The organism is Legionella tunisiensis, assembly GCF_000308315.1.
Taxonomy (GTDB): domain Bacteria; phylum Pseudomonadota; class Gammaproteobacteria; order Legionellales; family Legionellaceae; genus Tatlockia; species Tatlockia tunisiensis.
The window spans coordinates 8878-31148 of sequence record NZ_CALJ01000311.1; the positions used below are offsets into that span (position 1 = coordinate 8878).

Sequence of the window (22271 nt, forward strand, 5' to 3'; positions counted from 1 at the left end):
ATCGATCACCCATTTTTTATTCTCTGCGACGTTATCTAAGCGATCTACCCGTACATAAAAATCTATTCCAGCAAGATTAATGGTAAATGTTTGTTCTAAAGCATCTACGCTAAACGGTGGGCGTTGTCGTTCCCATGTCAGACAGGCATGAACTAATCGTTTAAGTCTTAATAATTCAACGTCCTGTATCAGACTTGAAAAAGAGGAAGGTCTTTGTTTTACCAAGGGTTCTATGGCTAAGGTAATGGCGTTCTCAATGCGTTCATTTAACTGGTCTTCATCAAGCGCTAAAAGGTTTTCTTGATTTTGCAGCGTTTGCCATAATAACTCCATGATCTTATGAATTAACTGGCCACGCTCCATGGCATCTGGACCAGTTGATATGTCGGTGGCTGCTCTTGCATGGAGACGGTGTGCGGCAAAGGCCCGAAACGGGCATTTGGCCTGATTTGCCAAGATAGCGGTGCCACCACTAATGTTCTCATAAGCGGTCAGTGGTAGGTAATAGGTTTCATTGAAATTTGTTAGCTGCGATTGATGAGCTACTGTTTCAATAAGTGGCGCATGGTAGGGTTCTAAATCTATGAGCAAGGGACTTGGCATATTCGGCTGATCTTTGCTTAAGCGAGAATAGCTAAATACTGTATGCGCACTACTATTTTTTAACCTTGCTATGGTTTTTTGTGCTAATTGTAATTCACGTGTCGGGTCTGCATGTGGCATTGAATGAGCACGCTGCAAGGAAATAGGTATGAAAGCAGATAGCCTTGCTTTTTGCGGTAAACATTGATCAGTAAGACCAGTGACCCAAAGACTTTCAAATAGGCAACCGGATGCTTCTAATAAACCAAGAATCTGGATAACCGCTTTAGCTTTTTGGGGTTGAAAAATAGTTGATTTGAGTAACTCGTTGAACGTCAGAATAGCTTGTTCTTTGTCCATACTTGGTGTGATTAGCGCCAATTGTTTAAATTCGTCAAATACAATTAAAAAGCGCTGATAACATTGATACGTTGCAGAGTCGAGCGGATATTCACCAGGAAATCCCATCCCTGCGAGCCGTGCCTTAAATGCACTCACCCAAGTTTGTGGGGAGCCTTGTTCAGGATAGGCCGTCATATTTTCCAAGATTTGAGCAAGTTTAGGGACGGTATGATGTAAGTCTTTAATCAAAGTGCTATGGGCAATATTGAATTCTCGTAATGCAGAGCTGTCTTCCATAAATTGCGCTCTTGCTAACATGTCTGTTTGTGAGGAGGCAAGGTAAGGCGAATGTAATAGTAAGCGGGCTTGCTGAGCAGTTATTGTTTTGCCATCAAGCTGTAACCAGCATAAAGCGTGCGCGACTAAAGGATAATCTGCCAAGGTTTGACCTAAAGAAAGGTTGAATTGTTCCACTGGAAACTGTTGTTGTAAAAGACGTTGCAAGCGTTTGGATTGAATTTGTAAATCGGGAACAACGACTGCAAGATGAGTTTCTCCTTGGGCTAAGCGCCTCTTTAGCCAATGTATCAATTGTTGCTGTTCATCATCGTCATTTTGTGCACTGTATTGATAACTAATGGTTGGCTGCTGGGCCAAATCATAATGATAGATTTGGCAGCCTTGAGCATTAAATTGTTTTTGCAGTGCTTTTTGTTGAGGTGTGTAATCATCAAAACAAGCCCAGATTAAGGGTTGAGCGTCTAACATATTCTGTTGGGCACATAGATAAGTTGCTAATTCATCTTCTGTTATTGCACCCAGTTTGTTGAGTTCTTGTTGAAGTTGCAACGCCCATTGTTGAAATTGGCGAGTTTGTGCCGTGTAAGAAAATGCCTGGTGATGAAAATCAAGTTGCCATAAATTACAACGTGTCCATGCCTCTTCAACGGCGTTTAATAAGCCTTCGTTAACAGGAAGTGATACCTGGCTGCTAAGTATTTGTCGCCATAAATGGCGGAGTTGCTGCGTTGTTAATACGATAGGGTAATGAGTGTGCGGGTTTTTGTGACTTATTTTTTGAACGTATCTAATAAAAACGCCCTGTATGGAAAACATCGAGGTTTATCTTGAACGGAAACAGGCACTGCAGCAAAAAAATCATTTAACAGTTCTGTGCTTAAGCGATTGTTAGGGGTAATTACAAGAGCCCCTTCTCGCATAAGAGTTAATAACTGGGTTTTATTATTCATCAGATTTAGTGGAATCAGTTTTGTTTTGTCTGTTTTCCAGTTGCCGCTTTTCATCCACAGCGAGTAACCCTGGGAAAAAATGCTTATTAAAATAAATGGCGACCAATCCTGTAAGAGGGATGAGCCATAGACCAATGGTTAAGGTTAGGGATAATAACACCACACCATACACGACAAAATAGTCTTGCCATTGGTGAAAACGGGCAAAAAAATTGGGATTGTTTATGTAAGAGTGAGTCAATACACCTAAACTACCTAAAATAAGTGATAGGCACGCTAGTAAAATACCAATGAAAAAAGGACGCAACCAAGAGCTTTTTTTGCTAAAATTTCACCAAATATACCTCCTGCAAAAGCGCCGGTAATTGCAGCGATTAATAACGTGGGTAAAAGAGGGAGTAATAAACCGTCTTTTAGAGATAATAAGGTGTATTTAGTAAACAATATGAACAGTACAGCGAAAATAGCAAAGAAAATAGCCCCAGCGAATTTGGGGCTTAATGGATTTTGGTTGTCAGTTTTAATGTCATAGCACTCGCCACTTAGTGAGTTATTATTTTATTTTTCTTAGTCCGCTTCATAGCTACTGTTTTTTGTTGCAAAGAAACAGGCGTTGTTTGCCGCTGATTTTTTGAATGTAGTATGTCGTAAACTAAATGTCCACGTAAATACATCGCTGCAAATCCTGCTGCAATAGCGAGCCACAACCCTGCCAGTATAAAACTGTATAGCAAGACAAACAAATACATAATAAACAAATTGCTGAAGGTTGAGCCCTCAAAAGAATGGCTATAGGATCCCTTAAGCAGATAAAGGAAGCCTAGATCATAAAAAGGCAAGGCCGCAATAACCATTAAAAATCCCCATAAAAAAGTTTTACGGCGGTAAGGTTGAGGGCAATGAACAATAAGCTCTCCGAAAATAGCCCCAAAACAGGCTGCTATAATGACTGCTAAAAGAATCGCTTGAAAGGTTGGTAACAGTCGTTCCAATCCTATAGAATAGAAAAATAGATCAATCATTACAGTCGCTATGACTGCCAACAAAGCGAAATAAACAGCGGAGAGTAAACGCGGATTTGAGATAGTAAGTGCTTCATCTTCATGATTCATGACTGTACTCCTGAATAAAGCGTTGCTGTAAGATAAATACTTCAACTACGCTGTAAAACACGTAGTTAATCTCCTTTTAAGTTAATTTTAGACCATAATGACATCATTTAGGCGCTGCTTACAGTCTGATGATATAAGGCGGTTGATCTTTATTGACTGCACAGAGATACTTAAGAAACACTGAAAGGATGATTTCACGCCTGGGATCAGTAATGAAACGCCTATTTCATTTAACCAAATTCATTAAACGTCTACGATTTTTATTTCTTTTTTGTATTGTTGCTTTTTGTTTTTCAAAAGCCTTGGAATCACAATTTCAGCTATCAAGAGTTACCGATTTATTTTTTGATTCTAATTCTATGTAGTTTGGCAGTAATCAGTGAGCGAGGAAATAAACTGCTGTTATTGATGATTGGTATCGCCCTTATTGAGATATTGCTTATTGTTGTTAGTTTATGGTTGGCTCAATCATGGGTGGGAGCAATCAAGACATTTTTTGCTACCTTTTATTTTTGTTGATGACCGCAGGTTGCTTACGTTATACCTTGGCTGATAAAACAATTAGTGCGACTACTTTATTTGGTTCACTATCCGCTTATCTTTTTATTGGACTGGCCTATGCCTATCTTGATCTGTTTGTTTATATGTTGGATCCCGGGGCATTTTTGGGTTTAGTTGGTATGACTGAGAATACAATGATTTATTATTCTTTTGTAACGCTCACCACGTTGGGATTTGGCGATATCGTTCCTAAAAGTCCAATTGCACAAACCTTATCCTGGTTTGAGTCATTTACAGGCCAAGCCTATCTTGCTGTTCTTATGGGACAGTTGGTTGGGCGTTATGTAGCAGATAGGTTATTGCATAAAAAATGAGAGGGCACTTTGATAAGTAGTTCCCCGTCTATGCGCGCAGACGGGGAAGCACGAGCATATAACCTTCTATCTATTAGCACTCACTTTAGTTTGATGCTTTTGATACGTTAGCAGCGTTATCTTTATCGTTTTCATGAAATTCAAGCCAGATTGCGTTTAACACAGCAAAGGTACAGGCTAATCCTGTACCCAAAATCCAAGAAAAATACCACATGATTAATAACTCCTAATAGGCTGTTTCCTGATTGGCCTTAATCGTTTCAACGGTTACTTTACCGCGTAATACACGGTAAACCCAGATGGTGTAGATTAAAACAATAGGTAAGAAAATTACTGTTGCTATCAACATAATAAAAAGTGTCAATTGGCTGGATGAACTGTCCCAGACAATTAAACTTTGCTCGGGATTAGAAGACGAGGGCAGAATGAATGGGAACATACTAACCCCGACGGTTGCGATTATACCAATGACAGAAACAGCACTAAAATAAAAGCCAAGCGGGCTTTTGCTGCAATTATTATGGCTAAGAGAGCACCGGCAATACCTAGTATCGGTACAAGCGAGGCAAGAGGCAAGTCCTGAAAATTAGAGAACCAAGCTCCTGCATGACGTACAGCAGTTTTATAGAGTGGATTGGATGGCCCATCATGCAACGGCGAATTAGTTAAAATGTAACCATCAATTCCATAATAAACCCACAATCCCCCGCAGATAAATAGAACAATTGTTAATGCAGCGCATGCTCTCCCTGCAGTTCTTGCGCTTTGCTGGAGATATCCTTCTGTTTTGACATTAATGAAGAAGGCACCATGCATTGCAAGCATGAATACAGAAAGTAAACCGCACAATAAAGCAAAGGGGTTCAACAAAGCAAGGAAAGTGCCTGTATAGAAAGGACGTAAACTGTCATCAAAATGAAAGGGAACACCTTGCAATACATTGCCAACAGCCACTCCGAAAATTAGTGCAGGAATAAATCCACCTACAAACAAGGCCCAATCCCAAAAAGAACGCCATACAGGATGGGATATTTTGGATCGGTACTTAAAGCCTACTGGGCGCAAAATCAGAGCAAGCAAGATAACTAACATTGCTAAATAAAAGCCTGAAAAGGAAATTGCGTAGAGCATGGGCCATGCCGCGAAGATTGCACCACCGCCCAAGATAAACCACACTTGGTTACCTTCCCAAGTTGGAGCAATGCTATTAATAAGGACTCGTCTGTCCCAATCGGTTTTAGGAAGCCAGGGTAACCACATGGCAACCCCAAGATCAAAGCCATCCATCACAGCGAAACCAATGAGCAGTACACCTAACAGGACCCACCATATGACACGTAATGTTTCGTAATCTAAAGGCATTTTATGCTTCTCCTCTTTGATGTTGCATCCCATCGGGACCAAGACGGATATATTTCACCATCAAATAGACTTCAACTATGGCGAGGATGGTGTAGAACAGGATAAAACCAGCTAGAGAAGTAAGCAATTGCGATACATGAAGAGAAGAAGTACCCATAAAAGTGGGTAAAATACCCTGGACAACCCAGGGTTGACGTCCGTATTCGGCTACTACCCAACCAAGTTCTGCTGCGACCCATGGCAAAGGCAATGACCAGAACGCAATGTGTAAATACCAGCGTTTAATATGTATTTGGCGTCTAATAATGAGGTAGAAACCAGTAGCAAATAAGAGAATAAAGAAAATTCCGCAAGCAACCATAATGCGGAAGGAGAAAAAGAGCGGGATGACATTCGGTTTTAGATCCTGAGCAGCTTGGGTAATTTGCTCTTCGCTAGCGTCGGTTACCGTTTCGGTATATTTCTTAAGTAACAAGCCATAGCCCAAATAGTTACCATGTTGCTCAAATGCAACTTTCGCCGCTTCATCATTGCGGTTTTTCTGCAAACGAGTTAAAGCATCATAGGCCAGGATGCCTTCACGAATTTGTTGTTTTCCTTGTTCAATAAGATCGTAAATACCTTCCATTTGTTCATTAAATGAACGGGTGGCAATTATCCCCAAGACGTAGGGAACTTCAATGGCATAATCGGTTTTCATCTCTTTTTCATTTGGAATGCCAAAGATTGTCAACCCGGCAGGTGCTTTTTCAGTCCGCCACATGGCTTCTATGGCCGCTAATTTCATTTTTTGGTTAGAGTTCGAGAGATAGCCACTTTCATCACCTAACACGACTACCGATAAAGCAGAGGCTAAACCAAAAGAAACAGCGACCGTCATGGAACGTTTAGCTAATTCTTTGTTGCGGCCGCGCAAGAGAAAATAAGCACTAACAGCCAGGACAAAAATAGCTCCGGTGACATAACCAGCACTGATTGTATGAACAAATTTTGCTTGTGCAACAGGATTGAACATGACTTCAGCAAAATCGCTGACTTCCATACGCATTGTTTGATAGTCAAATTTTGCACCAACAGGATTTTGCATCCAACCATTAGCAATCAAGATCCATAATGCGGATAAATTGGTGCCTAACGCAAGTAACCAAGTGCAACACATATGTTGAAATTTACTTAATTTATCCCAGCCAAAGAAGAATAAACCAACAAAGGTGGCTTCTAGAAAGAAAGCCATCAGTCCTTCAATTGCCAAGGGTGCACCAAAGATATCGCCAACATAATGTGAGTAATAAGCCCAATTCGTTCCAAATTGGAATTCCATCGTTAAACCAGTTGCGACTCCCAAAACGAAATTGATGCCAAATAATACGCCCCAATAGCGAACCATTTGACGCCAAATCTCTCGGCCAGTCATCACATAAACTGTTTCCATAATTGCCAATAATAAAGACAGGCCTAAAGTTAATGGAACAAAGAGAAAATGATAAAGTGCAGTAAGCGCGAATTGCAGACGGGAAAGATCAACTATTTCACTACCAGGAATCATCAGCATTACCTCAAAAGTTGGAGGTTTATAAGGCTAAAAGGAAAATGTAGCGTTAATTCACGATTTCTTTTTAGCGATAAGTGCCGTATCAGATGGCAAACTAGCACCCAGCAGCCATTGCTGTGTATTTTTTGAAGACTTTTCTACATCTTTGAAACAAACCCACCACAGCGCAATGAGTAATAAAAATTTGACTGAGAGGGTTAGTAAAATGTCACGAGTCAAGGGCTTCATAGTTTGCTGTCCAGTAAAACACGCGCCTATACTTTAACTCAATCTGCTTGATTAATAAATCAGAAATGATAATTATTTGAGTGAAATAACTACTTTTTAATAGTAATAACTATTACTTTGTAGGTACTGCAAACAAAGAGACCGCATAAACAGTCTTTAAATAAAATCTAAGGAGTAATGGGATTTCAGATCAAGATCATGCAGATTTGCGATTAGTTTTGTTCGTTATATCGCCTCCATAAGGGCTGCCACTCCCATGCCGCCTGCTGTGCAAATAGAAATCAATCCTCGACCACTACCTCGTTGATGCAGCAATTTGGCAAGATTGGCAACAATACGTGCTCCTGTAGCGGCAAAAGGGTGTCCTAAGGCAACACTGCCTCCTTTAATATTCATCTTTGCTTTATCAATTGATCCAAGTGCTTGGTTACGATCGAGCACTCTTTTACAATATTCATCAGATTCCCAGGCTTTGAGAGTACAAAGAACTTGGCCGGCAAACGCTTCATGAATTTCATAAAAATCGAAGTCTTGCAAGGTCAATTTATTGCGTTTTAATAATTCACTAACAGCCTTAGTCGGTGCCATGAGTAAACCTTCTCCACCGACAAAATCAACCGCAGCAACTTGTGCATCGACAAAACGAGCAAGTATTGGATGATTAAATTTTTTGGCAATATCCTCACATAATAAATACACTGCGGCCGAACCATCAGTGAGGGGAGTACTATTACCTGCTGTTAAGGTCCCCGCGCCGCTGCGATCAAAAGCGGGTTTTAATTTAGCCAATTTTTCCATGGTCGTATCAGGGCGTAAAAAGGCATCTCGTTTTAAACGCATAAAAGGAAAACAAGATCATCATAGAAACCTTCTTCATAAGCATTAACTGCATTTTGATGACTAATGAGAGCTAATTCATCTTGGGCTTGGCGGCTAATACCCCATTCTTTAACCATTTTTTCTGTATGTTGTCCCATTGATAGACCTGTTCGGGGCTCGACAACTGCCGGGAGTTGAGGTTTAAAATCAGTAGGACGAAATGACGCGATTATTTTTAATTTGCTAGAGAACTCTTTGGCATTATGCAAGGCAAGTAATTTTTGGGTAAAAGAGGGTTTAAACAGGATGGGTAAATCACTGTTTGAATCTACCCCTGCTGCAATACCATCATCGATTTGATAATTAGCTATTTTAAGCGCAATTTGCAACGTTGTTTCAAGACTGGTTCCACAGGCTCGTTGCAAGGTATAAGCAGGGGTATGAGGATCAAGTGAGGAGCCTAGGACGCATTCTCGTGCCAGGTTCCAATTGAAGGAGCTGTTCATTACGGCGCCAAGCCCAACATCACCAAGAATTCTGCTCTCTAAATGCATGTTCTTGACTAATTCTTGCAGCGAAGCCGTCATTAAATCTTGAGTTGAAACGTTACTGTAGTGGGTCATGGACTTTACAAAAGGAGTCCGCACTCCTCCTGCGATGTAGACTGGCCTCGTTTTCATGGTGGGTTCCTTGCTCTACTATTAAGTTAACTCTTAATAATCATAGCATGGGTGTAAGCCATAAGCGCCAAGACAGTAGACATGTAAATGGCCCTTAATTTACTGTAATAATTGGCTCTACGTTGAGGTGAATTATTTCATTGCTGCGAGGGCGGGTTAAAAGAGCCGCTAATGTCAGTATTGCGCAGCACGATAAATAAAGCGCCGGTGCTTCAGTAATCTGTAAAGAATAGAGAAGCCAAGTAAATGCAAGTGGGGCGATACCACCGAAGATCGCAATGCCCAAACTATAACTCATACCTACCCCTGAATAACGAATAGATGGTGGAAATGATTCAGTAATGAGTACCACATAACTTCCATTGATCATGCCTGCGAATGTGGCAAATCCCAAGCTAAATAACCAAATAAAGGATTCTCCCCAGACGGCTAAGCCACAAAATAAAGGATAACTCAATATAATTAACGACGAAGCACCAACAACCAAGAGCTTTTTCCTATTAAGATAATCAGAACTCCAACCCCAAAAAGCTGTCATGAGACCGAAACTTAAAAAGTAATTAAATTGACTAGGTAAGCGTGAGTAACTTTGGTGTGAAGCACAGTCGATAAATAGGTCGGCAGATAGAGAAAAAGAGAAATAGTACTTGATGAAACAGCAGTGAGTAAAAAAGCACGAAGTAATTCTTTTCGGGATGATTGTAATAAGGTTGATAATGGTTTTTCTTGGAGGCCCTTTTTTTCCAGCATAGTTAGGAATATAGGCGTTTCAAATGCTCTTTTGCGAATGACATAACTAATAATGCCTAATAGGAAGCCAATGATAAAAGGTATGCGCCAACCCCAGGCCAGCATCTGTTCCTGGCTTAGGAAGAACGTTAAAAATAAGCCAACTAAAGCACCAAGGGAATTTCCTAAAGTAATGCACATGAATACAAGTCCAATCGAAAATCCGCGTTTGTTTAACGGCACATGTTCAAAGATAAAAATAGCAGCGCCAGGGATCTCGCCACCGACTGAAAAACCTTGCAGCAATCTAAGACCGATTAAGCTAAGAGGAGCTGTGATCCCAATGGCTTGGTAATCAGGTAAACATCCCATAAGCAACGTTGCAGTAGCCATGATAAATACAGACAAGGAAAAGGCCGATTTACGGCCAAATTTATCGCCTAAATGGCCAAATACAATGCCGCCTAAAGGACGAGCTAAATAACCTAGTGCAAAGACGACAAAGGTATTCAATAAGGCAACAAGACGGTTTGAGTTGGAAAAAATGATAACTGATATACGGGGCAAACAAGGCATAGATAGTAAAATCATAGAATTCAAGAGCACCACCAAGGGCTGTTAGCCCTACAACAGATTTCTTACGAAACTCTACTGAATTGGAACATTGCTTCGTCGATACGGTGCACGAATCCGCAGGTACTGGTTTGTACACTACGGTTCTGCGCGCCGTTTCTTCTCGCACTGCCCTCAATGCAGCGAGTTTCGTAAGAAGTCTAATTTTATATTGCTCTTTAGTCATAAGAGATGTGTTTGTTAATATTAAGAAGGTGGTGAAAATTCTAACATAATAATATTAGAGAGAAGGGGGGTGTTTAATAGTAGCAGGCATTGTAGTCCTTATCCGCAAAGGCTTTTTTAACGTATTGCTATCAGTCGTTTTTAATAACCTTTGCTTCTGCTTCTTTTTTCATCACAATAATTGTGATGCGACGGTTATTGGGGTTTAAAGGATTTTTCTTATCGAGTAAAACAGTGGATGCATAACCAGTTACGCGCATGACTTTTTCTTCTTGCAGACCTGATTTGATTAAGGCACGGCGAGCCGTGTTAGCCCGTTGGGTTGATAGCTCCCAATTACTCTGCTCTAAGTCTTCAGGGTTATGATAAGGATGAGCGTCTGTATGACCTTGAATAGTTATTTTATTGGGCATGTGTTGTAATAGTTTGGCTATTTTATCAAGCACCACTAACATGTCAGGGTCAATCTCATCACTACCCATGCCAAACATAGGTTTATTTTGATTATCAATAAGTTGAATGCGTAATCCTTCGGAAACAACATCCATTAGAAGGCGTTTTTTCAATTCGGATAGAGACGGATCGTTATCCATGCTCAACATGATATCTGTTTTTAATTGCTCTAGCTGTTTCATCTCAGCGCTTTCCTGATTACTTCCTGCTACTTGACCATCTTTTTTCTTGAAATTGTCGCCTCCACCATTGATGGTTTCTTTCCTGGCTCCCATGCTGTCTCCACCGATGGAGGCTATCCTAAGCGGTTGTTTGAAATACTCTGATAAGCCATCTTTTTGTGCTTTATTTAAAGACGCCAGCAGCCACATTAATAGGAAAAAAGCCATCATGGCAGTCACAAAATCAGCATAGGCAATTTTCCAGGAGCCACCATGGTGGCCAGAACTGTGTCTTTTTATTTTTTTATAACGATGAGGTTTTTTTCACTATTATTACCAGCCATAGATTCCTACCTACCTAGCTACTCGTTTTGACTGCTTTAATTTCTTCATTAAGTTCGTTAAAGGAAGGCCTTGCATTTGAAAATAGAACCTTTCGGCCAAATTCAGTCGCTATAATAGGTGGATTATTGTGTACGCTGGCCAACAGAGTTACTTTAATGCAATTGAGCATCAACTGTGTTTCGTTAGCTCGTTGTTCTATCGCTGTTGCTAATGGACCGATAAAACCATAGCCTAATAAAATACCAAGAAAGGTTCCAACTAAAGCCTGTGCTACCAGCACGCCAAGTTGAGCCGGCGGTAAATTAATTGATTCCATGGTATGTACGACGCCTAATACGGCAGCAACAATACCAAACGCTGGCATGCCGTCTCCTAGCTTGGTAATGGCGTGTACCGGAATCAATTCCTCTTCATGATTGGTTTCAATTTCACTTTCCATCAGTGATTCCAGTTGAAAAGGCTGCATATTGGCGGTGATGATCAAGCGAAAATAATCGCACATGAATTCAATTAAATGGTGTTTCGCCATTAAGCGTGGGAAATTAGTGAAAATTGGACTATTTGCTGGTTCGTCAACGTCGGATTCCAGTGACATAAGACCTTCTTGCCGAGCCTTATTGAGTAGGGCGTATAGCAGACCGAGGATATCTCGATACATAATCTTGGCTGATTTTTCGCTGCGGAAGGCATTGGGTAGTGCTTTGGCGATTGATTTTAAAACACTGGCTTTATTACCAACGATTAAAGAACCAGTGGCGGCCCCGGCAATAATTAATAATTCGACAGGTTGCATGATTGCTGCCAAATGTCCGCCAGCTAAAGCAAAGCCGCCGAAAACGGAAAGTAGTATTACCAGATATCCCAGTAAAATTAGCATTTATTTTCCCTGAAAAAGCTATCTACTTGATTTTGAAGCATTAATTATAAGAATTCAACACGTTTATCTGAAACTTGATGAATTCTTTCTTACGCGTTCATTTCAGATAATCATGGACTACCCTGCCATAAGGTAGAGTCAGATCAGAGAGAATATGAACGGCATTCACAACTTTTTTCACGGGCAGTTTAGCAATTGGTGCCATAACATGATGAAACAATTCCAACTGGGCAGGCCCAGTCCATGCTCCCTTAATAATGACATCAGTCAATTCGTATTCAACCAATTCACAAATGCGTATAGTACCATCAACATGTGGAATTATTTTTAATAAATAACAGGGTGCTATCAGGGATTCAGCAATTTTTTTGCAATCCAACGTTTGATATTTATAACCCATAGTGGCTGTAGCAATTCGATTACAACCGTAATCAAGTGAACCAAGCAGGGTTTCTTTTTCAACGGTTAATCTGGGTTGAGCAAGCTTTTTAGGAAAGCCCCAAATTTCACGTCCACCCACGATGGGAGGCAGATCATCTAAATACATAGCGTGAGTATAGCTACCAGCCTTGCCCTTGTAACGTATGGGAATGACTTGACCTGACTCGGTATAATCACCGAAACCAGTTGAATCAGGCATTCGGATCACTTCAAATTTTACCAGGGGCTCAACGACTTCTAATGGCGCAGGGACAACTTCACGAAGCAAATCGATATCAGTTTCATAAGTAACAATTAAAAATTCACGATTGATGAATCGATAAGGACCTGGTGGATAAGATGGGCTGCAAAGGGGCATGGCGAACGCGTTTTTCTTAACTTCTGATTCATTCATTCTTAAACTCCTGTCGTCAGTCCGTGGCCCATATAGCTCATCTATACATTACCACTTGCTTTTTTAAAGCAAGTGGTAATTTTGTATTCCACGGGGTTATTCCATATACCAGCCATGACTTACTACTAAAGATTGTCCAGTTAATGCATTGGTACCGAACGAGGCAAAAAATAAAGCGGTTTGCGCGACGTCATCAATGGTAGTAAATTCGCCATCAACGGTATCTTTCAGCATAACTTTTTTGATAACGTCTTCTTCACTAATCTTTAATTCTTTAGCTTGCTCTGGAATTTGCTTATCGACCAAGGGTGTACGTACGAAACCTGGGCAGATAACGTTAGCTCGCACACCATAAGCAGCCCCTTCTTTAGCGACAACCTTACATAAGCCGAGTAAGCCATGTTTGGCTGTAACATAAGGTGCTTTTAATTTGGATGCTTCTTTAGAATGGACTGAGCCCATATAGATAATACTGCCACCATTGCCAGAAGCGTACATATGTTTCAGACAGGCGCGCGTAGTAAGAAAGGCGCCATCTAGATGGATAGCAAGCATTTTTTCCAATTGGCGAAAGAAAGTTTATCGACTGGGTCAATAATTTGAATGCCAGCATTACTCACCAAAACATCTACACCACCAAAATGCTTGGCAACTGCATCAACACCTTTCGTGACTTGCTCTTCATCAGTAACGTCCATTTCTACTGCCATGGCTTGGTATTTCATGGATTGGATTTCATCAGCAACTTGTTGCGCTTGATTGAGATTCAGATCGGCAATGGCTACTTTCGCTCCTTCACGCGCATATACAATTGCAATTTCTTTACCAATTCCACTGGCAGCACCCGTTACAATAGCTACTTTATTTTTTAATCGCATGCTTACGTTCCCTGTTTTTATTATTTCTTTACCCAGTATAGCAGTGGGTTTTCCATTTTGCCTCAAGACAACTCATAGATTGTACAAGTCTATTGTTCAAGACAAAATGGAAGCTGATTAGTAGTAATGGTAATAACCGTGTCGATAGTAGTATCTTCGGTCTTGCTCTTGGCCAATTTGATTACCAACTAAGGCGCCTGCACCTGCACCGATTGCAGATCCCCAACCACCACCGACAGCATAACCGATACCCGCACCTGCTGCGGCTCCTGTGGCAGTTCCTACTTGTGTGTTTGTACAAGAAACAAGTCCTGCTGTTGATAAGCTCAAGAAAAACAGCGTACCAATGAGTTTTTTCATGATGACCATCCTCTTCTAAGTTGATCCCTTCATAGTCATATTAGTACAAAAAATAATCATTTGCGTAAATATTATTCATTTGGTAATCGATGATGAACATCCTGGTTGGATTTTGATTTTTGTTAGAAAACAAATCACTGGCTAGTAATGCTGAATAAAGTAGTTTATTAATTCAAGAATGCCCAACTTTGTTGGCAGTGAGTTTTTGGCTTGAGAAATTATCTATCCCCCAGTAGTATTGGCAAATCGTTTTCAGGAAAAGAGGGCGTTATGTTTCGAGGCAGCATAGTTGCATTAGTTACTCCGATGTTAGAAGACAAAGTGGATATAGGGCGTTTACGCGAATTGGTTGAGTTTCATATTGCAGCGGGTACACATGCAATTGTTGCGGCGGGTACTACCGGTGAATCAGGTACCCTGTCTCATCAAGAAAAATTATTAGTGATAAAAACGGTTGTTGATCAAGTTAGGGAACGTATTCCTGTCATTGCAGGTACAGCAATGAATGCTACTCGGGATTGTATCGAGTTAACTCAAATGGCTATGGAATGTGGTGCTCACGCAGCACTTATTATGACTCCAGCATATATCAAACCAACTCAAGAAGGGCTGTATCAGCATTACAGTCATATTGCCAATTCTGTGGCGATGCCTATTATATTATATAATGTGCCAAGCCGAACTGCTTGTGATTTACTACCTGAAACAGTGGCTCGACTTGCTAAAATATCAAATATTATAGGGATTAAAGAAGCAACAGGGCAGATGACGCGGTTACAACAAATACTGCGTAGTTGTGAAGCGAGTATTGATGTTTATAGTGGCGATGATTTGACTGCTGCTCAATGGCTGTTAGCGGGTGCAAAAGGAGTTATTTCCGTGACAGCAAATGTAGCTGCCAGACATATGGCAAAATTATGCGATGCTGGCTTGGATGATGAGCATGCTGATTGTTTGCGGCTTAATGAACAACTGATGCCGCTGCACCAGTTGTTATTTGTGGAGTCGAATCCTATTCCTGTGAAGTGGGCTTTAAGCAGGATGGGATTATTGAATGATGAATTACGGTTACCTCTGACTTCCTTGTCAGAGGAACATCATCAAGCCTTAGAGCAAGTACTTCGTACTTTGCAACTTGTTTAAACGAGGATAGTTGTTGTGAAAAAATTGGATTCTTTCTTGTGTCAATTGTACTGTTAACAGCATGTTCGCAATATGCGAGTAATGGTGAACAATTGTATTTACGCAGTAAAAATGGTACTACAGTAGTAGTGCCGCCTCCTTTAACGGACAGTAATATAAGCCATTTCTATGATTTACCTCAGCAAAACCAGAATGCGCAGGTAAGTATTACTCCTCCGTCGGATCCGGCATGAAGCTCGTAAATTACCTAACTTAAGGTTGGCCGTTTATGTCAGAATCAGACGAATTAGTTATTATCCAGGAATTGTCAAAGCGACTAGTAGAGGCGCAACGTAACATACGTATTTTGGATAGTATTAAATGGGATGATTCAATTAAGCAGGATTTTTTCCGTAACAAAGCAGAGAAATTGCCTGCAATTGATAAAGCTTACTACGATAATAAACCGATACCTTTTGATGCTTATGAGAAGCAGGAAGAGTTTCGCTGTATTTTACGTGATGCACAAAATCAATTAGGCCAATATTCACCTGTTGCTCGTCTAATTAAACGGCAATGTGAAGAATACTCCAGAGCGGCTCAAATGCTGGCCATGCGTGGTACTCCGGCCTTTTGTGAGTTGGCTATGGAATTGTATGGTAGCCCTAATGATGCTTTTTATTCAGGTGGACCACGTCTTTCCGAATTGGGTACCCTGCTTTTTGATGTACTAACAGCGTTAGATGTGCAATTACAGTCGGAGGCAGATGTTAAACGGTATACGCCTAAACAGGCGCAAGACCTATTGCAAAAGCGTTTAAGCCATTTTTTGATCAGCATCCCGGCAGAGTGACTGTCATGGTTAGTGATGATATGGTTGCCGATGCCTCTGCGGGCGCTGATAGTATTAAATTAAGTCAACATGCCAAGTTTAGTGATCGTGATTTGAAATACCTTGAAGTTCACGAAGGTTGGGTACATGTTGGTACGACTTTAAATGGTGCCATGCAGCCTCATTGTTTTTCCTTTCCAAAGGCTCACCTTCAAGTAGCGTAATTCAGGAAGGCTTAGCGGTTATTACCGAGATCGTCACTTTTTCCTCATACCCTGGGCGGGTACGTAAAATAACAAACCGTGTTATCGCTCTTGATAGAGTAAGGCAAGGAGCTAATTTTATTGACATTTATCGTTATTTTATTGAATGTGGTTTAACGGAAGATGATAGCTATAATCATGCTGTACGTGTATTCAGAGGCAGTACTCCCGATGGTGGGCCATTTACCAAAGATCTATCTTACGCAAAAGGGTTTTTATTAATTTATAATTATATGCGTTTTGCTATCAGCCAGCGCCGAATTGATTCCATCCCGCTTTTGTTTACTGGTAAGCTGGTCTTAGATGATTTGCCTCTTTTGGGTGAATTAAAAGAACGTGGACTTTTAATAGCGCCGGTATATTTGCCACCACCGTTTCGTGATCTTGCTGCACTAAGTGCGTGGATGAGTTTCTCCCTATTCCTTAATAAATTTAGTTTGACTGAAATTCAGAAAAATTTTCGTTTTCTTCTTGTTTAGAATGCGATGGTAAAAGTGACATTAGCCCTAATTGAGCAGGAGGATATGATGGGTTTATTAGTCAATGGTCAATGGCAAGATAATTGGTATGATACTGCTAAAACAGAGGGGGCATTCAAAAGGGAGTCAGCGCAGTTCAGAAATGCAATTGGTCTGGAGCCTGATGCTCGTTTCCCGGCAGAAAAAGGACGTTATCATCTTTATGTATCACTTGCCTGTCCTTGGGCTCATCGCACTCTGTTGTTTAGAAAATTTAAAATTGGAAAATTATATTGGCTTATCTGTTGTTCATCCTCATATGCTCGAACACGGTTGGGAATTTAAAGCAGAGATGGGGGGCGACAGGAGACAACTTATATGGTTTGCGCTATTTATATGAACTGTATTGCAAAGCAGATCCTCAATACAGCGGCCGTGTGACTGTACCTGTCTTATGGGACAAAAAGAAGAGACAATCGTCAGTAATGAATCAGCAGAGATTATTCGCCAATTTAACCAGGTTTTTAATCATTTAACGGGGGATAAACAGGATTTTTATCCCACTGCTTTACGAGCTGATATTGATGCTATCAATGACAAGATATACAACGCTGTCAATAATGGTGTTTATAAATGCGGTTTTGCAACTCGCCAAGAAGCCTATGAATTAGCTTTTTACGAGCTATTCAAGGTGTTGGATGAGTTGGATACTCATTTGAGCCGTCATGAGTACTTGGTAGGCGGGCAGTTGACTGAAGCAGATTGGCGTTTCTTTACTACGCTGATTCGTTTTGATGCCGTTTATTTTGGCCATTTTAAAGCCAATCAACGACGAATTAGTGATTATCCGGCTATTCAACCCTATTTACAAAAGTTGTATCACTACCCGGGCGTGCGTGAAACAGTCAATTTTTTGCATATTAAACAACATTATTATTTTAGTCATAAAACAATTAACCCTTCTCAAATTGTTCCTGTTGGGCCCAAACTTGATTTTGAATAGAATTAGCAGCTATTTATTTCTTGGAAGCTCTACTGAATTGGAGTATTACTACGTCGAATCCTCATGTACGACGTGTACACTCCGATTCTGCGCTCCGTTTCTCCTCACACTACTCGCACTGCAGTGAGTTTCGAAAGAAGTCTACCGCGTTAACTAGCAGGAGTAAGGCAATTTATGTTTTAATAAGCCTTATTATTAATGAAGTTTAAGGGTTCTGCCATGACCTTTGTTGTTACAGAAAGTTGTATTAAGTGTAAGTACACTGATTGTGTTGAAGTATGTCCAGTGGATTGTTTTTATGAAGGTCCCAATTTTTTGGTGATTCACCCTGAGGAATGCATCGATTGTGCTCTGTGTGAACCTGAATGCCCAGTTGATGCTATTGTTTCCGAAGATGATTTAACTGACGAGCAAAAACAATTTTTACAACTCAATGCCGAACTTGCTAAAACTTGGCCCAATATCACTTCCAAAAAGGATGCACCGGATGATGCTAAATCTTGGGAAGGGGTTGAAGGCAAGCTGCAATATTTAGAAAAAGAGTGGACGAAGTAATAAACTTGGCTGACGATGATGTCGTCAAACATTGTCAGCGTGTATTAAGTAACAACGGCCGGCTTGCTACTGCAATTCCTGGTTTTGTGGCTCGTGCGCCCCAAGTGGCTTTGTCTACTGCTATAGCTAAGGCTATCTTGGAGAAATCAACCTTGGTTGCTGAGGCAGGAACAGGGACTGGAAAAACCTTTGCTTATTTAATTCCCTGTTTGCTAAGTGGTAAAAAAGCACTAATTTCTACTGCTACTAAAACATTGCAAGATCAGCTTTTTCATAAAGATTTACCGATGTTGGTACGTGCATTGGGTGTGGCTGTGCGAGTACAAAATCTTAAGGGTAGAGCCAATTACCTTTGCCGTTATCGTGTCAATTTGCATGCTGAAGAAGGACGTTTTATCAACCCGCAGTGTGCTCATGAGATTTTACATGTACGTGAAAAATTGTCTCAGCTTACTGCCGGGGAGCGTTCTGAATTACCTGAGATCAGTGAAGATTCACCCGTTTGGCCCTATGTTACCTCAACAACGGAAAATTGTCTCGGCAGTGAATGTGAGCATCACGCAACTTGTTTTTTGGTCAAGGCACGCAAGCGTGCACTTGAGTCAGATGTTGTTGTGATTAATCACCATTTGTTTTTTGCTGATTCTCGCTTAAAAGAGGAAGGGTTTGGTGAACTCTTACCGGGTGTTGATGTGGTTGTATTTGATGAGGCCCATCAGTTAGCAGAAATTGCCATAAATTTTAATGATGAACGCTTGGGTACGCGTCAGCTTCGTGATTTAGTAGATGATTTGTTACGTGAATGGCCGGTGCTTGATTTGGCGAATCAGCCATTGAAAAATTAAGCGTCCAAATAGAACACGTTATTGAACAACTGCTTTGTGTTCTGACGGTACGTGAAGAACGTATAGCTTGGGAAGAATTGGAGCGAGATAAAACATTTCGGCAAAATTGGGAGGCTTTGCTTGCTTTGGTTGATGCGTTGTTAGATTGTGTGAATAAAGCAACGATTGAAGAGCGTGCCGGCTTAGCACGATGTTTCAAACGATTAGAAGATTTCAAGGTAATATTGGGACGTTTTAGCCAGACTGACAAAGCACAAATTCGTTGGTTGGAACGTTTTAAACACACCTTGGTTTTTCATGTCACACCTTTTGATGTTGCCGAAGCGTTCCATAATCTGCTAACCCGGCAACATTGTGCTTATGTGTTTACCTCCGCAACCTTAACAATGGCCTCTTCTTTTGATTGTTTTACCAAACCTTTAGGGTTAACCCAGACTGAAACGTTGCTACTGCCAAGCCCTTTCGATTACCAACAACAAGTGCTGCTATATTTACCTCGTGAATTGCCTGATCCGAAAGATAGTCGTTATTACGATAGTCTCTTAGAGAAGGCTTTGCCTATTATTAATGCTTGTGGTGGGCGATGTTTTTTCCTGTTTACCAGTCACAGAGCGTTAAAATTGGTTGCTCAACGACTGGCCAATATTTTAAAATACCCCCTCTTGGTACAAGGGGAAGAAGCCAAGCCAATCTTGTTGGCAAGGTTTCGCCAACTCGGTAATGCTGTATTGTTGGGTACAGCGACGTTTTGGGAAGGCGTGGATGTCAAAGGTGAAGCCCTCTCTTGTGTTATCATTGATAAATTACCTTTTGCCAGCCCGGTTGATCCGGTAATACGTGGTAAAATGGCTTATCTAAAGTCACGAGGTTTATCTGGTTTCGATGAATTATCTTTACCAAACGCTATCTTAGCCTTGAAACAAGGGATAGGGCGTCTGATTCGAGATAGTAGTGATCGAGGTGTATTAATGATTGCTGATCCGCGTTTAACGGCTAGAGACTATGGTCGTTATGTTTTTGCAAGTTTACCTTCATTGCGCAAAACACGTGATGAGCGGACGGTATTAACTTTTATTCATGAATTGGCCTTACAAAATGAACTTATTGTCAATTGACACTTCAACAGAGAAAGCATCCGTGGCTTTGACACTAAATGGTGATATTCGTTGTGAAGAACAAGAAGTACAACGCCAGCATGCGCGTATGCTCCTACCCATGATTGACCGATTACTGGCTGACAGTGGAGCCTGCTTAAATCAACTTGATGCAATTGTCTATGGATGTGGGCCTGGTAGTTTTACTGGTTTGCGTATTGCGTGTAGTGTGGCTAAGGGACTGGCTTATTCTCACGATTTGCCTCTATTTCCAGTCAGTAGCTTGGCTGCTATAGCCAATGAAGTGCGGGTACAGAATCAATTGGCAAACGATGCTGCTATACTGGCAGTGCTTGATGCGCGGATGAACCAGCTCTATTGGGCCTGTTTTGCCGGTGACGCAAAAGAGGGCGCAGAACAGGTTTGTCATGCTGCTGATATTCATATGTCCGGTGAAAAAATTTTATTTTAGCTGGTGTTGGTTTTGATCCTTATTTGCAGCAATTACCTGTGTCTTTACATACACGGCTTGTTAATCGTTTTACAATCTACCCACATGCGCAAGCAATGATTCGTCTTGCCTTAAGTGGCGAGATAAAAGCAGTCAGTGCAGCAGAGGCATTGCCTGTTTATGTGCGCAATCAAATAACGCAAGGAGAATCACGTGGATAAACGTTTGTTAGAAATCTTGGTTTGCCCGTTATGTAAAGGAAAACTGCTGTTAAAAGAAAATGAGGTAATCTGCCGTTTTGATCGTTTAGCTTATCCTATTCGTGATGGGATCCCAGTGATGTTGGAGCAAGAAGCACGTTTGATTCCTTTAGAGGAAAGGAACGTTTATGAGTATTGATTTTCATGTGATTATTCCTGCACGTTATCAATCTACCCGATTTCCTGGCAAGTTATTGATGGAATTGGCGGGTTATACAGTAATCGAGCGGGTCTATAGACAAGCTCTGAAAGCAACACCCAAGTCAGTCATTATAGCGACAGATAATGAGTTGATCGCTGAGCATGCCAGGCATTTTGGTGCGCAGGTATGTATGACTGATCCTGCTCATGAGACAGGTACTGATAGAATTGCTGAGGTCGTAGCACAGAGTCAATTTCTGCCCGAGGACATTATTGTTAATGTACAGGGAGATGAACCTTTTATTGCGCCTGAACTGATTTCACAGGTTGCGCATAATTTACATCATTCACAATGCCCTATGGCAACATTATGTTGGCCAATTGACCATTATGAACAATTAGCGAATTCTAATGTGGTGAAAGTAGTGCGTGATTGCCACAATAACGCACTTTATTTCTCCAGAAGTGCGATTCCAGCACATCGTGATGAACCTGGCAGCATTAAACACGTTTTTCGCCATATTGGTTTGTATGCTTATCGCGCGGCTTTTTTACTCGATTTTGTTACTTGGCCTGTATGCGAGCTTGAAAGTTATGAAGCATTAGAACAACTTCGTGTTTTATGGTCGGGGTATAAAATTAGAGTTGATGTGGCTTGTTTGCAACCTTTACAAGATATAAATACTCAAGAAGATCTGGCAGTCGCTCATAAGCTGGTTAAGGAGCTAAACTAGGGAAGAAAAACTGCCAACCCAACACTGCCCAACTGCCGGCTGAATTCAATCAGTCTTATGAAGGGTTGAGCAGTGGGCCAATAGGTGATCGATTCAAAGTGAAATGCGCAACTTTGTATGATTATTAAACTTAAAAATTAAAAGCTATTGCTGAATGAGCTTAATCAAGGATTCTTAGTTGTTTATTCATATCATCATCCGAATCATCTTCACTAAACCTAGACGTGCTGCTTAATGATCTCGAAGGTTGTTGAAAAAAGAGGTTGAGGTCTTGA

22 protein-coding genes and 5 pseudogenes (1 of these 27 running past the window's edge) are annotated in these 22271 nt (G+C 40.9%); 11 read left to right on the top strand and 16 right to left on the bottom strand.

Annotation, left to right across the window (positions count from 1 at the left end):
- The 3 genes from BN58_RS27215 to BN58_RS18745 form a co-directional block, all read right to left on the bottom strand.
- A protein-coding gene (locus tag BN58_RS27215; RefSeq protein ID WP_051131960.1) for a PD-(D/E)XK nuclease family protein crosses the window boundary here: on the bottom strand, window positions 1-2040 show its 5' portion. The gene continues 12 nt to the left of window position 1, outside the view; only the first 2040 of its 2052 coding nucleotides appear in the window; the start codon lies at window positions 2038-2040; its stop codon lies beyond the left edge, outside the window.
- A 126-nt stretch (window positions 2041-2166) separates the two neighbouring features.
- Entirely contained in the window at window positions 2167-2481 is a 315-nt protein-coding gene (locus tag BN58_RS27220) for a hypothetical protein (protein ID WP_019218141.1), read from the bottom strand.
- A gap of 235 nt (window positions 2482-2716) precedes the next feature.
- The gene (locus BN58_RS18745) at window positions 2717-3286 is read right to left on the bottom strand and encodes a hypothetical protein (protein WP_019218142.1); all 570 of its coding nucleotides are present in this window, start codon (window positions 3284-3286) and stop codon (window positions 2717-2719) included.
- A gap of 470 nt (window positions 3287-3756) precedes the next feature.
- Between BN58_RS18745 and BN58_RS27225 the strand changes: the two genes are divergently transcribed.
- Window positions 3757-4161 carry a potassium channel family protein gene (locus BN58_RS27225; RefSeq protein ID WP_198009974.1) on the top strand — a complete coding sequence of 135 codons (405 nt, stop codon included), beginning with the start codon at window positions 3757-3759 and terminating at the stop codon, window positions 4159-4161.
- An 85-nt stretch (window positions 4162-4246) separates the two neighbouring features.
- On the opposite strand, the gene cydX is transcribed toward BN58_RS27225, so the two are convergent.
- The 13 genes and pseudogenes from cydX to BN58_RS18815 all read right to left on the bottom strand — a co-directional run bounded on the left by cydX (window position 4247) and on the right by BN58_RS18815 (window position 14238).
- Window positions 4247-4375, bottom strand: a complete 129-nt coding sequence (gene cydX, locus BN58_RS30290; RefSeq protein ID WP_019218145.1) for a cytochrome bd-I oxidase subunit CydX — start codon at window positions 4373-4375, stop codon at window positions 4247-4249.
- A 12-nt stretch (window positions 4376-4387) separates the two neighbouring features.
- Window positions 4388-5523: pseudogene (cydB, locus tag BN58_RS27230) on the bottom strand (cytochrome d ubiquinol oxidase subunit II).
- A 1-nt stretch (window position 5524) separates the two neighbouring features.
- Entirely contained in the window at window positions 5525-7069 is a 1545-nt protein-coding gene (locus tag BN58_RS18775) for a cytochrome ubiquinol oxidase subunit I (protein ID WP_019218146.1), read from the bottom strand.
- Window positions 7070-7126: 57 nt separating this feature from the next.
- The gene (gene cydP / locus BN58_RS32045; RefSeq protein WP_019218147.1) at window positions 7127-7303 is read right to left on the bottom strand and encodes a cytochrome oxidase putative small subunit CydP; all 177 of its coding nucleotides are present in this window, start codon (window positions 7301-7303) and stop codon (window positions 7127-7129) included.
- A 225-nt stretch (window positions 7304-7528) separates the two neighbouring features.
- Window positions 7529-8143, bottom strand: a complete 615-nt coding sequence (locus BN58_RS35380; protein ID WP_019218148.1) for a thiolase family protein — start codon at window positions 8141-8143, stop codon at window positions 7529-7531.
- Complete coding sequence (locus tag BN58_RS35385) at window positions 8134-8802, bottom strand: thiolase family protein (protein WP_269570469.1); 669 nt, start codon at window positions 8800-8802, stop codon at window positions 8134-8136. The genes BN58_RS35380 and BN58_RS35385 overlap by 10 nt, the downstream gene beginning before the upstream one ends.
- 94 nt (window positions 8803-8896) lie before the next feature.
- The gene (locus BN58_RS29205) at window positions 8897-9340 is read right to left on the bottom strand and encodes an MFS transporter (protein ID WP_156812636.1); all 444 of its coding nucleotides are present in this window, start codon (window positions 9338-9340) and stop codon (window positions 8897-8899) included.
- An 11-nt stretch (window positions 9341-9351) separates the two neighbouring features.
- Window positions 9352-10122: an MFS transporter gene (locus tag BN58_RS29210; RefSeq protein ID WP_232220803.1), complete on the bottom strand. Its 771-nt coding sequence runs from the start codon at window positions 10120-10122 to the stop codon at window positions 9352-9354.
- A 338-nt stretch (window positions 10123-10460) separates the two neighbouring features.
- On the bottom strand, window positions 10461-11243 hold the full coding sequence (motB, locus tag BN58_RS27245) for a flagellar motor protein MotB (protein ID WP_051131963.1): 783 nt from the start codon (window positions 11241-11243) through the stop codon (window positions 10461-10463).
- A gap of 58 nt (window positions 11244-11301) precedes the next feature.
- On the bottom strand, window positions 11302-12165 hold the full coding sequence (gene motA, locus BN58_RS18800) for a flagellar motor stator protein MotA (RefSeq protein WP_019218152.1): 864 nt from the start codon (window positions 12163-12165) through the stop codon (window positions 11302-11304).
- A gap of 97 nt (window positions 12166-12262) precedes the next feature.
- Complete coding sequence (locus BN58_RS18805; RefSeq protein ID WP_019218153.1) at window positions 12263-13000, bottom strand: acetoacetate decarboxylase; 738 nt, start codon at window positions 12998-13000, stop codon at window positions 12263-12265.
- Window positions 13001-13096: 96 nt separating this feature from the next.
- Window positions 13097-13878: pseudogene (locus tag BN58_RS37270) on the bottom strand (3-hydroxybutyrate dehydrogenase).
- A 117-nt stretch (window positions 13879-13995) separates the two neighbouring features.
- Entirely contained in the window at window positions 13996-14238 is a 243-nt protein-coding gene (locus BN58_RS18815) for a glycine zipper domain-containing protein (protein WP_019218154.1), read from the bottom strand.
- 270 nt (window positions 14239-14508) lie between these two features.
- Between BN58_RS18815 and dapA the strand changes: the two genes are divergently transcribed.
- From dapA to kdsB, 10 genes and pseudogenes are all read left to right on the top strand, one after another.
- Window positions 14509-15381, top strand: a complete 873-nt coding sequence (gene dapA, locus BN58_RS18820; protein WP_019218155.1) for a 4-hydroxy-tetrahydrodipicolinate synthase — start codon at window positions 14509-14511, stop codon at window positions 15379-15381.
- A gap of 38 nt (window positions 15382-15419) precedes the next feature.
- Entirely contained in the window at window positions 15420-15614 is a 195-nt protein-coding gene (locus BN58_RS18825) for a hypothetical protein (RefSeq protein ID WP_019218156.1), read from the top strand.
- Between the two features lie 35 nt (window positions 15615-15649).
- A pseudogene (locus BN58_RS37275) lies at window positions 15650-16934 on the top strand (flavohemoglobin expression-modulating QEGLA motif protein).
- Window positions 16935-16982: 48 nt separating this feature from the next.
- Window positions 16983-17916, top strand: a pseudogene (locus tag BN58_RS27260) (glutathione S-transferase family protein).
- A gap of 219 nt (window positions 17917-18135) precedes the next feature.
- On the top strand, window positions 18136-18471 hold the full coding sequence (gene fdxA, locus BN58_RS18840) for a ferredoxin FdxA (protein ID WP_026069609.1): 336 nt from the start codon (window positions 18136-18138) through the stop codon (window positions 18469-18471).
- Window positions 18459-20431, top strand: a pseudogene (locus BN58_RS27265) (ATP-dependent DNA helicase). Before fdxA ends, BN58_RS27265 begins: the two are co-directional and overlap by 13 nt.
- A complete protein-coding gene (tsaB, locus tag BN58_RS27270; RefSeq protein ID WP_332248026.1) occupies window positions 20421-20882 on the top strand; it encodes a tRNA (adenosine(37)-N6)-threonylcarbamoyltransferase complex dimerization subunit type 1 TsaB in 462 nt (153 codons plus the stop codon). Before BN58_RS27265 ends, tsaB begins: the two are co-directional and overlap by 11 nt.
- 38 nt (window positions 20883-20920) lie before the next feature.
- Complete coding sequence (locus BN58_RS37280) at window positions 20921-21082, top strand: hypothetical protein (protein WP_332248027.1); 162 nt, start codon at window positions 20921-20923, stop codon at window positions 21080-21082.
- Entirely contained in the window at window positions 21075-21260 is a 186-nt protein-coding gene (locus tag BN58_RS18855; RefSeq protein ID WP_019218159.1) for a Trm112 family protein, read from the top strand. Before BN58_RS37280 ends, BN58_RS18855 begins: the two co-directional genes overlap by 8 nt.
- The gene (gene kdsB, locus BN58_RS18860; protein ID WP_019218160.1) at window positions 21250-21996 is read left to right on the top strand and encodes a 3-deoxy-manno-octulosonate cytidylyltransferase; all 747 of its coding nucleotides are present in this window, start codon (window positions 21250-21252) and stop codon (window positions 21994-21996) included. The genes BN58_RS18855 and kdsB overlap by 11 nt, the downstream gene beginning before the upstream one ends.
- The last annotated feature ends 275 nt before the right edge of the window (window positions 21997-22271 follow it).

What these genes read in the sequence shown, in the direction of transcription:
- BN58_RS18745 (WP_019218142.1), bottom strand. Translation starts at nt 3,286, where the DNA reads ATGAATCATGAAGATGAAGCACTTACTATCTCAAATCCGCGTTTACTC.
- BN58_RS27225 (WP_198009974.1), top strand. Translation starts at nt 3,757, where the DNA reads ATGGGTGGGAGCAATCAAGACATTTTTTGCTACCTTTTATTTTTGTTG.
- cydX (WP_019218145.1), bottom strand. Translation starts at nt 4,375, where the DNA reads ATGTGGTATTTTTCTTGGATTTTGGGTACAGGATTAGCCTGTACCTTT.
- BN58_RS18775 (WP_019218146.1), bottom strand. Translation starts at nt 7,069, where the DNA reads ATGATTCCTGGTAGTGAAATAGTTGATCTTTCCCGTCTGCAATTCGCG.
- cydP (WP_019218147.1), bottom strand. Translation starts at nt 7,303, where the DNA reads ATGAAGCCCTTGACTCGTGACATTTTACTAACCCTCTCAGTCAAATTT.
- BN58_RS35380 (WP_019218148.1), bottom strand. Translation starts at nt 8,143, where the DNA reads ATGCGTTTAAAACGAGATGCCTTTTTACGCCCTGATACGACCATGGAA.
- BN58_RS35385 (WP_269570469.1), bottom strand. Translation starts at nt 8,802, where the DNA reads ATGAAAACGAGGCCAGTCTACATCGCAGGAGGAGTGCGGACTCCTTTT.
- BN58_RS29205 (WP_156812636.1), bottom strand. Translation starts at nt 9,340, where the DNA reads ATGACAGCTTTTTGGGGTTGGAGTTCTGATTATCTTAATAGGAAAAAG.
- BN58_RS29210 (WP_232220803.1), bottom strand. Translation starts at nt 10,122, where the DNA reads ATGATTTTACTATCTATGCCTTGTTTGCCCCGTATATCAGTTATCATT.
- motA (WP_019218152.1), bottom strand. Translation starts at nt 12,165, where the DNA reads ATGCTAATTTTACTGGGATATCTGGTAATACTACTTTCCGTTTTCGGC.
- BN58_RS18805 (WP_019218153.1), bottom strand. Translation starts at nt 13,000, where the DNA reads ATGAATGAATCAGAAGTTAAGAAAAACGCGTTCGCCATGCCCCTTTGC.
- BN58_RS18815 (WP_019218154.1), bottom strand. Translation starts at nt 14,238, where the DNA reads ATGAAAAAACTCATTGGTACGCTGTTTTTCTTGAGCTTATCAACAGCA.
- dapA (WP_019218155.1), top strand. Translation starts at nt 14,509, where the DNA reads ATGTTTCGAGGCAGCATAGTTGCATTAGTTACTCCGATGTTAGAAGAC.
- fdxA (WP_026069609.1), top strand. Translation starts at nt 18,136, where the DNA reads ATGACCTTTGTTGTTACAGAAAGTTGTATTAAGTGTAAGTACACTGAT.
- kdsB (WP_019218160.1), top strand. Translation starts at nt 21,250, where the DNA reads ATGAGTATTGATTTTCATGTGATTATTCCTGCACGTTATCAATCTACC.